Origin of the sequence: Rhodococcus sp. ACS1 (assembly GCF_002300155.1) — a bacterium.
GTDB lineage: Bacteria > Actinomycetota > Actinomycetes > Mycobacteriales > Mycobacteriaceae > Rhodococcus_F > Rhodococcus_F koreensis.
On record NZ_NSDZ01000008.1, the window covers coordinates 430,503 to 444,063 of the forward strand.

General features: G+C 65.6%; 12 protein-coding genes. 10 read left to right on the forward strand and 2 right to left on the reverse strand.

Annotation, left to right across the window (positions count from 1 at the left end):
- Positions 1 to 334: 334 nt before the first annotated feature.
- The 6 genes from CJ179_RS36275 (at position 335) to CJ179_RS36300 (ending at position 7,838) form a co-directional block, all read left to right on the forward strand.
- Positions 335 to 1,447 (forward strand): NDMA-dependent alcohol dehydrogenase, encoded by a 1,113-nt coding sequence (locus CJ179_RS36275; protein WP_095864825.1) that lies wholly within the window; start codon positions 335 to 337, stop codon positions 1,445 to 1,447.
- A 40-nt stretch (positions 1,448 to 1,487) separates the two neighbouring features.
- A complete protein-coding gene (locus tag CJ179_RS36280; protein WP_095864628.1) occupies positions 1,488 to 2,663 on the forward strand; it encodes a cytochrome P450 in 1,176 nt (391 codons plus the stop codon).
- A 135-nt stretch (positions 2,664 to 2,798) separates the two neighbouring features.
- Positions 2,799 to 3,911: a spirocyclase AveC family protein gene (locus CJ179_RS36285; RefSeq protein ID WP_095864629.1), complete on the forward strand. Its 1,113-nt coding sequence runs from the start codon at positions 2,799 to 2,801 to the stop codon at positions 3,909 to 3,911.
- Between the two features lie 64 nt (positions 3,912 to 3,975).
- Positions 3,976 to 5,346, forward strand: a complete 1,371-nt coding sequence (locus CJ179_RS36290; RefSeq protein WP_095864630.1) for an MFS transporter — start codon at positions 3,976 to 3,978, stop codon at positions 5,344 to 5,346.
- Between the two features lie 91 nt (positions 5,347 to 5,437).
- On the forward strand, positions 5,438 to 6,631 hold the full coding sequence (locus CJ179_RS36295; RefSeq protein ID WP_095864631.1) for an NAD(P)/FAD-dependent oxidoreductase: 1,194 nt from the start codon (positions 5,438 to 5,440) through the stop codon (positions 6,629 to 6,631).
- Between the two features lie 520 nt (positions 6,632 to 7,151).
- Entirely contained in the window at positions 7,152 to 7,838 is a 687-nt protein-coding gene (locus CJ179_RS36300; protein WP_095864632.1) for a nitroreductase, read from the forward strand.
- A gap of 128 nt (positions 7,839 to 7,966) precedes the next feature.
- Here the strand turns inward: CJ179_RS36300 and CJ179_RS36305 are convergent, their stop codons facing one another.
- Complete coding sequence (locus CJ179_RS36305; protein WP_095864633.1) at positions 7,967 to 8,722, reverse strand: GntR family transcriptional regulator; 756 nt, start codon at positions 8,720 to 8,722, stop codon at positions 7,967 to 7,969.
- A 166-nt stretch (positions 8,723 to 8,888) separates the two neighbouring features.
- Between CJ179_RS36305 and CJ179_RS36310 the strand changes: the two genes are divergently transcribed.
- Genes CJ179_RS36310 through CJ179_RS36325 form a run of 4 tightly spaced genes read left to right on the forward strand, consistent with a single transcriptional unit; the run spans position 8,889 to position 12,089 of the window.
- Positions 8,889 to 9,776: a phosphate/phosphite/phosphonate ABC transporter substrate-binding protein gene (locus CJ179_RS36310; RefSeq protein WP_095864634.1), complete on the forward strand. Its 888-nt coding sequence runs from the start codon at positions 8,889 to 8,891 to the stop codon at positions 9,774 to 9,776.
- Positions 9,773 to 10,561 (forward strand): phosphonate ABC transporter ATP-binding protein, encoded by a 789-nt coding sequence (gene phnC / locus CJ179_RS36315; RefSeq protein WP_095864635.1) that lies wholly within the window; start codon positions 9,773 to 9,775, stop codon positions 10,559 to 10,561. Before CJ179_RS36310 ends, phnC begins: the two co-directional genes overlap by 4 nt.
- Entirely contained in the window at positions 10,561 to 11,382 is an 822-nt protein-coding gene (phnE, locus tag CJ179_RS36320; RefSeq protein ID WP_095864636.1) for a phosphonate ABC transporter, permease protein PhnE, read from the forward strand. Before phnC ends, phnE begins: the two co-directional genes overlap by 1 nt.
- Complete coding sequence (locus tag CJ179_RS36325) at positions 11,379 to 12,089, forward strand: tyrosine-protein phosphatase (protein ID WP_095864637.1); 711 nt, start codon at positions 11,379 to 11,381, stop codon at positions 12,087 to 12,089. The genes phnE and CJ179_RS36325 overlap by 4 nt, the downstream gene beginning before the upstream one ends.
- Positions 12,090 to 12,311: 222 nt before the next feature.
- Here CJ179_RS36325 and CJ179_RS36330 read toward each other — a convergent pair whose 3' ends face one another.
- Entirely contained in the window at positions 12,312 to 13,148 is an 837-nt protein-coding gene (locus CJ179_RS36330) for a hypothetical protein (RefSeq protein WP_143548970.1), read from the reverse strand.
- Positions 13,149 to 13,561 lie beyond the last annotated feature (413 nt).

Below are 13,561 nucleotides of genomic sequence, written 5' to 3' on the forward strand. Positions count from 1 at the left end.
CATCCGGGGATGTCGGCCACACATCCGCCGCACAGTGCCATCGGAATCGCGATTCGGACGCGCAGGTCAGGGCGATTTTCGGGGATCCGGAAGCCGCCTCTTGACTAACCCGGTGTCACCTGATTAGCTGTTATCCACGTCACTATGGAGTGGAGTCGAAGGGCCCGTCGGAGCATTCGCGCAGAGAGCGCCGAACCGGGCCGCAGGCGGCCGGGGCGGGCACGGTCGCGAAAGCCCGGTCTCCGAGTGTGAGGCCGGCCGGGCTGGCCGATCATCGCATCGTACGCAAAGCCATTGGCGTGCAGCATCATAAGCATTCAGGAAGGTGGAGAACATGAAGGCTAAGGCCGCAGTGATGTGGGGGCCCGGGGAGCCGTTCAGCGTCGAGGAGATCGAACTTGATCCACCTCAGGAGCAGGAGGTCCTCGTCCGGATCGAAGCGGCCGGACTGTGCCACTCCGACGACCACGCTCGCACCGGCGACGCCCCCGCGAACTTCCCCGTAATCGGAGGTCACGAGGGTTCCGGCGTGATCGAACAGGTCGGACCGGGCGTCCTGCACCACAAAGTGGGCGACCACGTCGTCTTCTCCTTCACCCCGGTGTGCGGGCGATGCCACTGGTGCTCGACCGGACGCCAAAACCTCTGTGACTTCGGAGCTCTCATCGGCACCGGCCAGATGATCAGCGGCGGGGTCAGGACCCACGCACGCGGACGTGACCTCGGTCCCGCGGCCCTGCTCGGCACCTTCAGCAGCCACGTCGTCGTCAACGAGGCCAACTGCGTCAAGCTCGACGAAGACATCCCCTTCGACGTCGCGTGCCTGCTGGGCTGCGGTGTTCCCACCGGATGGGGTTCGGCGGTGCGGGTCGGCCAGGTGCAGCCAGGGGAAACGGTCGTCGTCGTCGGCATCGGCGGCATCGGCGCGAACGCCCTGCAGGGCGCCCGCCTGGCCGGCGCCAAGAACGTGGTCGCCGTCGACCCGGTGCCGTTCAAACACGACAAGGCCAAGACCTTCGGAGCAACACACACCGCCTCCTCCTTCGAAGAAGCCCGGGAACTGGTCTCCGACATCACACGCGGCGTCATGGCCGACGTCGCAATCCTGACGGTCGGCGTGGTCAGAGGAACGATGATGGAGCCGTTCCTCGACCTCGTCTCCAAGGGCGGCCGTGCCGTGCTGACCGGCGTCGCACCCTTCGACGACCACGATGCCAAGATCCCCCTCCAGATGTTCGCAATGTACGAAAAGCAATTACGTGGAACGGTATTCGGTGGATGCAACCCCCGCGCAGACATCCCGCTACTCGCCGCCCTCTACCGCAACGGCCAACTCCAGCTCGACGAGCTGGTCACCACCCGCTACTCACTCGACGATATCAACCTCGGGTACCAGGACATGCTCGCCGGCAAGAACATTCGCGGCATCGTCGTCCGCGACGCGTGACACCCGAGCACGAACCAGCACCCTGACCCGGAGACATCTGATGACCACAACCGACTTCCCCAACTCGATGACCGAGCACTTCGACATCTTCGACCCCGTCCACGAAGATTCGAAGTACCAATTCTTCTCGTACGCCCGCAAGGGATGCCCCGTCCCGCACACCGATGCCCACGGCGGATTCTGGCTGATCACCCGCTTCGAGGACGCCCGCACGGTGTTGCAGGACTGGCAGACCTTCTCCTCGGTGGAGTCCCCGCCGCTGCCCTCACCGGTGAGCATGTGCCCGATCGACAGCGACCCGCCGATCCAGGCCCACGCCCGCCGACTCCTCAGCCCGTATCTGTCACCGAAGTTCCTCTCGCGGTTCGAGCCGCGGATGCGCGAGCACGCCAGCGCCCTGATCGACAACTGGATCGGCAACGGCGAAGTCGAGCTCATGACCGAGTTCGCCGGACCCTACGTCGCCAAGGTGCTCGCCGAGGTGGTCTTCAGCGACCTCACCGCCGAGGAACTCGACGAGGCCCGACGCATCTCGATGCGCGCCACCGAGGAGTCCACACCCGACGTGTGGATGGACCTGCACCAGATGTGCGCGAAGTACCTCGACAAGGCCCGAAACAACCCCGACCAGCCCGACGGCATCATCAAAGCCATCACCACCGGCGACTTCGGTGACCGCCCGCCCACCGAGGACGAGCAACTGGGCATGCTCGGCATCCTGTTCCTCGGTGGACTCGACACCACCCGCTCGGCAATCGGCGGAATCGCATATCGAGTCGCCCTCGAACCCGACGTCGAGGAACGGTTGCGTGACCCGGAATGGGTCCGGCGCGACCTCGATGAATTCCTGCGACTCGACTCCCCCGTGGGCTGCATGGCCCGGGTGGCGACCCGGGACACCGAAGTCAACGGAGTGACGATCAAGGCAGGGGAGCGGGTGCTCGTCCGGTTCGACTCCGCCAACCGCGACGAGGAGCACTTCGATCGCGCCGACGAGTTGGTGCTCGACGAGATCCGGGGCGGGCACATGGCATTCGGGCTCGGCGTGCACCGGTGCCTGGGCTCGAACCTCGCGCGATTGCAGATTGGGATCGCCTACGAGGAACTGCTCGGGAGAATCGAGAACCTCGGATTGGCTCCCGAATCGGAGATCTCCTGGGTGCCCGGCATCGGGAATTCGCTGCGATCTCTGCACCTGAACTTCGACAAGAAGTAGGCGCCGAGACGGCTCGGTCGACGCGCAGGTGGGTGGCATGCACAGACATGCCACCCACAGCGATTGCGCCCCACACCGTCTCACCGGACCCGATACCCCACAAAGCGCGTGCCACACCCGAAACCAGGAGAAGACATGTCAACGTCGGAAGCCGATACCACGGCGACTCCCGGCCCCGCGAAGTCCGCCGACGGAGTACGCCTCGCGCGGCCCGTGCTGTGGTGGGCAACGCTGGGAGCGGTACTGCTGGTCTTCCAGCTCGTCGTCTGGACCCGATGGATCACCTCCGGGACCGCGACCCCCACCCCCGTCGGAGCGGACGTCCAACCCACCTGGATGACCGTCGTGCAGACCATCACGCAGGTGGTCATGCCGATCCTTCTGGTGATCACCGGCTACCTGTTCGTCGTCAAACCCTGGCGCAGGACCGGCAGGATCTCCCGAGACGGACTCTTCTGGATAGCATGGCTGCTGCTCTGGTTCTGGGACCCGCTGCTCAACTACTTCCAGACCATCGCTGTCTACAACCCCAACATGGTCAATTTCGGTTCGTGGACCGCCGGCGTCTTCCCCGGATGGTCCGCGCCCAGGGGCAACTTCCACGCAGAGCCCATCTTGATGATGCCGGCCGTCTACGCCGCGGTGCTCTTCCCCGCCGTGATCTGGGGCTGCTCGCTGATGGCGAAACTCAAGGGCCGCGGCGTATCGACACCGATGAACATTCTGATCAGCTGGATCGTCATGACCGTCGTCTCGACGATCCTCGAAGGGCTGATCTTCATGCCGCTGGGCTTCTACACCATCCCCGGGGCAGATCCGGCCTGGAGCATCAATGCCGGCACCTACTACCAATTCCCGCTCTACCACGCGATGTTCTTCGGGGCATGGTGCGCCGGCGCAACAGCTCTGCGATTCTTCACCAACAACAAGGACCAGACCCTCGTCGAACGCGGCATCGAGCGCGTGCCCGTCAAGCCACGAACACAGACGCTGCTGCGATTCCTCGCCCTGTTGGCCGCGACCATCGTGCTGAACGGTCTGTACTTCCTGCCCATCCAATACTTCGCCATCAAATCCGGCCCCTGGCCCGAAGCCGTCACCGAGACCAGCTACTTCCGCAGCAACATCTGCGGTGAAGGCACCGGCTACGCGTGCCCGGGACCGGCCATCCCCATCCCGCGCGAGAACTCGCTCCACGTGACACCGGAGGGCACTCTCACCGGAGCCGGTGCTCCCGGGGGCGAGTAGCAGCGAGCCCGCCGCACGCACCCCGTGACATAGCTATCGACCCCCTCTGACCGGAAGGCACACCATGTCCCCCAGCCGAGTGCTCAGTGTCAGCGAGACAATCGACAACGCTCCTCTCTCACGAGCCCAGCGGCATGTCATCGCCCTGTGCATTGCCATCGGCTTGATCGACGGTCTCGACGTCCTCAGCCTCGGTTTCACCGCAAAGGCGGTGACGACCGATCTGGGCATCGCGCTCCCCACCTACAGTGCGGTCTTCACCGCCAGCCTTCTGGGCATGATGGTCGGCGGAATGGCACTGGGCCCAGCCGCGGACCGGTTCGGCCGCAGGAGACTGATCATCATCAGCCTCCTGTTCATCGGACTCTTCGCGCTGCTCACCCCACTCGCCACCACCGTGCAAATGCTCGTGGTCGTCCGCTTCCTGGCAGGAGTGGGCATGGGCGGTGTGATTCCGAACGTGATGGCGTTGGTGGCTGAATGCGTGCCCGCCCGCAACCGGCAGCGGGTGCTCACCCTGATCGCGGCGACCCCCTCACTGGGGGCTTTCCTCGGGGGATTCCTCGCGACGGTCCTGATGCCGACCTTCGGGTGGAAGTCAGTCTTCATCGTGGGCGGCGCAGTCCCCCTCGTCCTGGCGGTGCTTGCCTACTACCGCATGCCGGAGTCGATCAAGTTCCTTATGGTCAGCGGCCACCCGGGCGAGGCCCTGCGCATCTTGAACCTGCTCGTCCCCGGTTCGGACCACGACAAGGCTCCGGTCGTCGAGGAGTCGAACGAACCCAAGTCCTCCGTCGCGGCGCTGTTCGCAAACGGACGAGCAGCGTCGACCCTGGTGCTCTGGGTTTCATTCAGCCTGGCGATGATGGTCGTCTACTTCCTCAACAACTGGATGCCCGCCCTGTTCGAAGAGGCAGGCCACACGGCCAAGGTCGGCGTCATCGCGGCGTCGCTGTTCAGCCTCGGCGGTGTCGTCGGCGGCGTCACGATCGGATACCTCGCCGACAAACTCGGCAAGCCCGCAACCATCTGCGCGGTAGGACTCTTCGTCGGAGCCGGGGCCATCATGACCGTCTCCCGAGTCTTCGCATCGGTGCCGCTACTCTTCGCCTCCGTCTTCGTACTCGGCATGGGCATCTCCGGAGCCATCGTCGGCCTGTCGGCCCTGGCCGGCACGCTCTACCCGACCGTCGCCCGCGCAACCGGAGTGGGCTGGGTGTACGGCGTCTCTCGCGTCACGTCGATCGTGGGTCCGGCAATCGGAGGAATGCTCCTCGCCTACGGGTGGGATGAGATCCGCCTGTTCACCCTCAACGCCATCCCCGCACTCGTGGCCGGCGTCGGCGTGGTCCTGCTCGCCTGGCTTACGCGGCGTGCCGCCCGATCCGCGGCGCCGGCGACCGCCATTCGGCAAACCGATGCGGCAGACGCCTGACGCGGCCCGAACCTGGCTGAAATACATCACTCTTCGCACCATGCCTACCGCCATTCGCGCGTCCGGCTTACTTCAGGAGAAAGGATCCGATATGACCGACGAGGTCGACACGAAACGGATCGTCGTGGTCGGGGCCGGCCTGGCGGGTGTGCGCACAGCCGAGGAACTGCGGCGCGGAGGATTCGACGGTGAGCTCATGGTGATCGGCGACGAACCGCACCTGCCGTACGACCGCCCCCCGCTGTCGAAGGACTTCGTGCGCGGCGAGAACGACGACACCACCTTGCGGCCCCGCGATTTCTTCGACGAGCAACGCATCGATCTCCGACTCGGCGTGCGCGCCCAGACTCTCGACACCGCGAATCGCGAAGTCACCCTGTCCGACGGCACGGCCGTGAGCTTCGACGAGCTGATCGTCGCGACCGGCCTGCGACCCCGCCGGTTATCCGACGCAGCCGGGCTCACCGGGGTGCATGTGCTGCGCTCGGTCGACGACAGCCGGGCCCTGCGCGCGGAGATCGTCCCAGGCGGGCGAGCGTTGATCATCGGCGCCGGGTTCATCGGCTGCGAAGTCGCAGCCAGCCTCCGAGCGCGGGGCATGAATGTGGTGCTCGTCGAGCCGCAGCCCACCCCCCTCGCGTCGGTACTCGGTGAGCAGGTCGGAGCGCTGGTCGCGCGGCTGCACACCGGAGAAGGCGTCGATGTGCGTGTCGGCGTCGGCGTCCGGGAGCTGCGCGGCGCGGACAGCGTCACCGGCGCGGTCCTCAGCGATGGCACCGAACTCGATGTGAATCTGGTCGTGGTGGGTATCGGCTCCGTGCCGGTGACCGACTGGCTCGACGGTTCGGGAGTGCGTGTCGAGAACGGCGTGCTGTGTGACGGTGCCGGGCGCACGTCCGCACCGCACATTTGGGCCGTCGGCGACGTCGCGGCATGGGAGACCGCCGGGGGTCGCTGTGCCCGTCTCGAGCACTGGACCAACGCGGGGGAGCAGGCGAAGGTGCTCGCCGGTGCGCTGCTCGGCTCCGGCACGGAGATCATCGATCCGGTGCCGTACTTCTGGAGCGACCAGTACGGCGTGAAGATTCAGGCGCTCGGCGCGGTCCGCGCCGAGGACACCGTCCACGTAGTGCGGGACGACGGCCGCAAGTTCCTCGCCTACTACGAGCGCGCGGGCCGACTCACCGGTGTGGTCGGCGCCGGGCTACCCGGCCAGGTCATGAAGGCACGCATGAAGATTGCCGCCGGCGCGCCCATCACCGAGATCCTCGCACCCACCGCCTGATCACGCCGTGCGGTCGACCGCAGATGTCGCGAAGCGGGTTGCAGCGCTACTGTAGCCGTGGCCATGGTGATCTCATGACCGCCGGCTCGGACATCGCTTCCGTCCCCCCGAGGCGTAGTTCATCGCCGATAGAATCGCTGAAACTACTATTCCCCAACGGCTTACGCTCACGCCGATGATGATGATGAATGAGTTGATCGGGCAACCGCATGCACACAGAGCAGACCAGCCAACACTTCATCCAACACAGCAACGGGACGAGGAAGGCACGATGCCGGTGTCGGACAGTTTCTGCCTGTCTCAACATCATGTTGCGGCCGCGCAGCTGTCTGACGCGTGCGCAGAACGTTCTCGCCAGAATCGCCGTGACGCGAGCGGAATTGCGCTCGGTTGCGCTGCACGCGCATCTAGCTGGGACGTACGACGACGACTGACCCGGTGATCCGGTTCGCGATGGGGACCGTCGCCGTGGGGCTCGAAATCGCATTCGATAGAAGATCAAGCAAAAGAGGTCTGCCAAATGAGTGCACCCAAAGAAGAACAGGTCACGATTCTGGAGGAGTTGCTGACCGAGAGGCGAAGCTGCCGTGCGTACCTGGGTACGCCCGTCCCGCCCCAGATCCTTGGCCGACTCCTGACGATGGCCCAGCGCAGCCCATCGTGGTGCAACACGCAACCGTGGCACGTCACCGTGATCGAAGGAGATGCGCTGGAAGCGATTCGGTACGATTTCGCCGACTACGTGCAGACCCACTCCGGGGAGACGGACTTTCCGTTCCCCGAGAGGTATACGGGGGAATTCCTCGAGCGGCGCCGCGAATGCGCATGGCAGTTGTACGACAGTGTGGGCATCGTCCGGGGCGACCGACACGCGTCCGGCGAACAGACCCTCGAGAATTTCCGCTTTTTCGGTGCTCCTGCTGTCGCAGTGATCACAACAGAGGCCGATCTCGGCACCTATGGCGCCGTCGATTGCGGCGTGTATGTCGCACACTTCCTACTCGCCGCGCAGTCCCTTGGCCTGGCCGCCATCGCGCAGGCCGCCCTCGCATCGCATGCCCCGTTCTTGCGCGAGCGCCTGGGTATCCCCGAGCATCGCAAGATCGTCGTCGGAATCTCGTTCGGATACGCCGACGACGACCACCCCGTTAACGGGTTCCTCACCTCGCGCGCGGACATCGACGCCGTGGCCACGGTGATTTCATGACCTGAGTCGACCACTGATGGATCTTGCCCGCCACCCGTGAGCGTGTCGGCCGTGAGAGCACGGTCCGCCTACGACCTGAACCGTTCGAGCGGGTGTGGCAGGACAGATGTCGACCTGATGGCGGTCGCTCAGTCCGTCTGTCGGTAGTTCGCGACGAATCGCACGCGGTCGCTTCGGCACGACCGGTTGATGTACACGGTGGGGGTGCCGTCCTCGTCGACGTTCAGGCCGTCACGTAGCAGCACCGGTGCACCCGAAGGTATTTCGAGCAGTTCTGCTATTCGCGGTGAGGCAACCGCCGCGGCGAACGATCGCCATGCGGCCTTCAGCCGGACGCCGTAGACGTCCCGCCACACCGTGTACAGCGGGGCGCCGTCCTGCAGGTGCCGATCGATGCCGGCGAACCGGCGATCGTCCATCCATACCGAGTTCGCGAACCAGGGTTCGCCGTCGACCGTGAGGACGGTGTCGATGCGACGCAGTCGGGTGTCGGGCAGATGCTCCTCGGCCTGCGGTGCGCTGGCGCCGAGCACTATCTCACTGGCCACGAGCGTCTCGTTCAGTGTGCGGCCCACGGCCGTGAAGGCGGCGCCGAGACCGTCGGGGCCACCGATGTAGCTGGCGACAAGTTCGATGGGGAAGTGCTGGGGCGGCGGAGCCACGAAGGTGCCCGACCCCTGCCGCGCCACCAGCCGGCCCGCGCGGGTCAGCTCGCCGATGGCCTGCCGGACCGTCAGCCGGTTCACCCGGAGTTCGGCGGCCAGGTCGGTCTCGGTCGGCAGTCGGTCCCCCGGTCGCAGGGCGCCGCCGTCGAGTCGCTGCAGCAGGACGTCCTGCACCTGCCGGTAGAGCGGCACCCGGCTTGCGGACGTTTTGCTTGGCATGCGGCAAGTCTAGATGACCTATTGCCTGGGGGGATACGCGGCGAGTGATATTTCTCCTGTTCAAGAGGACTTTACTTGCCGGATACCCACGGGCGTGGTTCAGTCTATTTGTATAGATGACTATTCGGGCCATCATCTTCGAACATTTTTCGGAAAGGCCCCGCCCGTGAGCATCCACCCGACCCTGCGCCGCACGCTGGCCGCCGCTGCCTGCGCGGTCACGCTGTACGGTGCCGCCGCCTGCGGCGACTCCTCCGCCCAGGACGGCGCACCCAATGTACTGAAGGTGGGGCTGCCGCCAGCGGAGGCCAACGCGGACCTGCAGGCGAAGTTCGCACCGATCACCTCGCTGATCGCGGACGGGACGGGCAAGTCGGTGGAAGTGAAGCCGACGAGCGATTACCTGTCGATCGTCGAGGCCATGCGGTCGGGCCTCATCGACGTTGCCGCATTCAGCCCCTTCCCCACCCCGCTCGCCGAGGCCGTCGCCGGTGTCGAGCCGCTCGTGGTGGCCAAGGGCGCCGCCTACAGTTCGGTGTTCGTGTGCCGCACCGGTACCGGCATCGACTCGATCGACGACCTCCGCGGCCGCAAGGTCGCGTTCGTCGACGCCGGGTCCACCAGCGGCAACTACATCCCCAAGCTTCTGCTGAAGCGGGCGGGCATCGACCCCGACACCGACATCGAGGGCACCTACGCAGGTGGCCACGACACCGCCGAACTCGCGGTGAAGCAGGGCTCGGTCGACTGCGCCGCGGACGCCCGGTCCTCGTACCAGTCCATGGTGGACAAGGGTGTCATCGACGGCTCCGCTCAGAAGATCGTCGCCGAGTCCAACCCCATCCCGGTCTCCTTGGTGATCATCGCGCGCAAGGATCTCGACCCCGCGATCGAGCAGGGCGTCGTCGACGCGTTCGTGGGCGGCGACAACACAGCGGCGCTCGGGGTGGTCGGCGCGACCAGCTTCGAGAAGGCACAGGACAGCGATTTCGCGATCTTCCGCGACGCCGCAACCGAACTCGGTGTGAATCTCGAGGAGCTGTCGCGGAAATGACGACCACCCGACACTGTGTGCCGCGGGTGGAAGCGGACGCGGTGAGCTACCGGTATCCGGACGGCACCACGGCACTGCACGAGGTGTCGGTACGGGTGGCGCCCGGCGAGATCGTCGCGGTGCTCGGTCGCAGCGGCGCCGGGAAGTCGACGCTCATGCGCTGCCTCGCCGGTCTCGCGGCACCGACATCGGGGCGGGTGCTGCACGACGGAGTCGACCGCGGCGGGCTGCGTGGCCGCGCCAAACGTCGTGCCCACGCGCGAGTCGGGTTGGTGTTCCAGGAGTTCCAGCTCGTAGAACGTGCGACGGTGCTGTCCAACACGCTCATCGGGCGTCTCGCCTACCAGCAGCTGCTGCCCAGCCTCGTGCACTTCGTGCGCCGCGCCGACCGGGAGATCGCTGTCGAGGCCGTCCGCCGCCTCGGACTCGAGGAACAGCTCCGCAAGCGGGCCGACGCATTGTCGGGCGGGCAGCGTCAGCGCGTGGCCATCGCCCGCGCGCTCGCGCAGGAACCCGACATGCTGCTCGCCGACGAACCCGTCGCGAACCTCGATCCGGTTCTCGCCCGCGGCGTCGTCGACGACATCGTGCGACTCGCTCGCGTCGAGGGACTCACCGCGGTATTGAATCTGCACGATGTCGATCTGGCCCGACACGTCGCAGACCGGCTGGTGGGTTTGCGCGCCGGACGCGTCGTCTTCGACTGCCCCACCGCATCCGTCACGACCGCCGATCTCGATCTGCTCTACGCCGAACCCGACCGTGCGCCGGCGGGGGTGCGGTGATGTCCCTCGACACCGAACGCGTTCCGTCGACGCCCCTGTCGACGTCCGACCTCGCCGCGCTGCGACGGCCGTCCTGGCAGACCGGTGCCGGCGTCCTCGTCGCCGCCGTGGTGATCCTCTGGTCGGCGCAGGCCACCGAGTTCTCCGTCGCTGCCCTGCTCGACGGGATCCCGAACATCACCGACTTCGTCGGCCGCATGTTCCCGCCCGACCTGTCCATCCTCCCGACCGCGGTCACCCTGATGGGCGAGACCCTTGCGATCGCGGTCGTCGGCACCGCGATCGGTGTCGCCCTCGCGCTGCCGTGGGCGCTGCTGGGCGCGCGTTCGGTCTTCGGTCAGGCCTGGCTCCACCACGCTGCGCGCACGTCGATCAATGTCACCCGGGCCATCCCCGAACTGATGTGGGCGCTGCTGTTCGTCTCCGCTGTGGGCCTGGGTCCGCTCGCGGGCACCCTCGCCATCGTCATCGGATCGGCGGCGGGGATGGCCCGGCTGTTCGCCGACATCTTCGAGACCATGGACATGCGGGCCTGGGAGGCGGCTGCCGCGGCCGGTGCCACCCGCTCCCAGCGCATCAGCTGGGTCCTGCTGCCGCAGAGCGTGCCGACCATCGCCAGCTACACCCTCCTCGTGCTCGACGGGAACGTGCGCGCCGCGTCGCTGCTCGGCATCGTCGGCGCCGGTGGCATCGGCATGGAACTCACCCAGCAACTCCGGCTCTTCGAGTACGGAAACGTCCTCACGATCGTCCTGGTCGTGCTCGTGGTCGTGGTGACCCTCGACCGCGCCGCCTCCTATCTCAGGAAGAAACTGATATGACGGTGACCGACATCGATGTTCTCCCCAACCTCCGCGATCTGGGTGGCCTGCCCGCCTCCGACGGGCGCCGGACACGTCCCGGAGTGCTGTACCGCAGCGCGCTGCCCGCGCCCGGTGACGCCCGGCCCACCGCCGTCGCCGAATGGCCGGTCCGGACCGTCGTCGATCTCCGCAGCCCCCGGGAGTTCGCCGCCCGCACACACCCGCTGCAGTCCGACAGCACCGCAGTGCACCTGATCCCCCTGCTCACCGACACCGAAGTCACCGCACCCAGCCAGGGCGCCCGGCTCGCGGACATCTACCAGGGGATCCTGATCAACGCGGGGGAGCAACTCGCGGACGTCCTGCAGGTCGCGGCCACCGCCCCCGGGCCGGTGCTGCTTCACTGCGCAGCGGGCAAGGACCGCACCGGAATCGCCGTGGCCCTCTTGCTGCGCATCGCAGGCGTCGAACCCGGCGACATCATCGCCGACTACGTCTCGACCAACGAACACATGCCGGCCGTCCTGGCGCGGATCACTCGGTTCGCTCCCGAACTCGGCCGGGCGCATCCCCACGACCGCGACCGTCGCGGCGCCGTTCCCGATGCCATCGAAGGGGTTCTAGCGCAGTGGGAGACGTACCCCGGCGGAATACACGCGTGGGCGCGAGCGAACGGTGCCACCAATGAGACGATCCGGCGCTGGATCGAGCGATTCACCGAGTGACAGGGCGTAACCCGTTCAGCGCGCCTGGAGCTGCTGAAGGGAAGACCGAGGAGGGAATGGCACGAGAAAAGAGCCGGAGACACCAACCCTGAGCGGAAGTGCCGCCTCCGGCTCGTCCTGTGCATATGCAGCCTCAAAGAAACTCGTCACAATCCTGGGCGAGACGCACAAACAGTCGGGCGGTGAGTTCCTTAGAAGTTCACCGCCCGACTGCTTCAAAGATTAGCCTCCACGCACAGCTTGGATATCGCCACCGGACGGTATCTTTAGGTTCTTTAGGTCCGGAAGGTGCTGGTGCTCGGCGTCCGAACTGGGGTTGGCCAGTGCAACGATAGACCAGGCGAATACGAGGCTCAGCGCCAATGAGACCACACCGAGTAGCCAAGCGACGGGCGCACTGACATCCCAATTGAGTGCGATCATCAGCGGCCAACCCGAAGCGAATACGCCCCCGAGATGGCACAGAATCGGAACAGCGATCAGGAACAGCTTTTGCCAACCGGGGAGTCGAGGAACCATAAAGAGCAGAAGCGCACCGATGGACATGAATCCGATTGCGTTGAGCCAAGCGAGGTAGAACCCCCAGCCCAGAATCTCGAATGGCTGATTGCCATCGAACGTGAAGGCCCCGAGGCTTGACGCAATTCCTTCGAAGATGATGTCAACGACGAATATCAACGCCCAGAATGACATTACTTTGCGAATCGATACGCCGGCACGGAAGGAACGGTAGACGAAGTACCCGACGATGCTAAATCCTGCGTACGCCAACGGCATGAACGCCGGTGTGGCTATCCCAAATCCTACGAATGCGTCCGGAAAGTTTTCTGCATAGCGGATGTGGAAGAGGCTGTTGTACAGAGGATCATTGAGGGACAAGAGTAGTCCGCCGATGAACATCAGCAACGGTAGCGAGTCGCGTTTTGCGAAGGCGAAGTATAGCGTCCACAGGAACAGCAGAATGCCAATGGCCGTCGAGACGTACTGCCAGGTGAATAAAACCGCCGGATCGACCTCGAAGCCAGGCGGAAGGTCGTTCCCCACTAGATTTGGGTTCACTTGAGCTCCTTGCGGATCAACAGAATTTGGGATTCTTCCCGACGCTCAGTGCGGCACGGTGTTGCGGTCTCCACCGAGTTGCGGTGTGACGCGGATAACAACTAAATCAGGCAACGCCGGGTTCTGTCAATGGGGGCAATCCTCCGCCGGCACCCCGCTTCATGCTTGAGCAACCGTGTAGCCCAGACAAGTCGATTGACCCCAGCGGGGTGAGTCGACGCGGCAATGCGTGACCCGGGTTTGGCCAGTCAGGGCAAGCAGGTCGCCGAACGGTATGATTCGCCCGGCGCGTGTCAGGCCGGATACGCGCGGCCCGAATGCATTTCGATCATCTGGTCGAACGACGAGAGGGAAACCGGCCGGCGTAGGCGAGATGTCGAGGGGATCGCATTCGCGCCACCGGTCAGGCTCGA

Coding starts and splice junctions, on each gene's coding strand:
- CJ179_RS36275 (WP_095864825.1), top strand. CDS start 335: ATGAAGGCTAAGGCCGCAGTGATGTGGGGGCCCGGGGAGCCGTTCAGC.
- CJ179_RS36280 (WP_095864628.1), top strand. CDS start 1,488: ATGACCACAACCGACTTCCCCAACTCGATGACCGAGCACTTCGACATC.
- CJ179_RS36285 (WP_095864629.1), top strand. CDS start 2,799: ATGTCAACGTCGGAAGCCGATACCACGGCGACTCCCGGCCCCGCGAAG.
- CJ179_RS36290 (WP_095864630.1), top strand. CDS start 3,976: ATGTCCCCCAGCCGAGTGCTCAGTGTCAGCGAGACAATCGACAACGCT.
- CJ179_RS36295 (WP_095864631.1), top strand. CDS start 5,438: ATGACCGACGAGGTCGACACGAAACGGATCGTCGTGGTCGGGGCCGGC.
- CJ179_RS36300 (WP_095864632.1), top strand. CDS start 7,152: ATGAGTGCACCCAAAGAAGAACAGGTCACGATTCTGGAGGAGTTGCTG.
- CJ179_RS36305 (WP_095864633.1), bottom strand. CDS start 8,722: ATGCCAAGCAAAACGTCCGCAAGCCGGGTGCCGCTCTACCGGCAGGTG.
- phnC (WP_095864635.1), top strand. CDS start 9,773: ATGACGACCACCCGACACTGTGTGCCGCGGGTGGAAGCGGACGCGGTG.
- phnE (WP_095864636.1), top strand. CDS start 10,561: ATGTCCCTCGACACCGAACGCGTTCCGTCGACGCCCCTGTCGACGTCC.
- CJ179_RS36325 (WP_095864637.1), top strand. CDS start 11,379: ATGACGGTGACCGACATCGATGTTCTCCCCAACCTCCGCGATCTGGGT.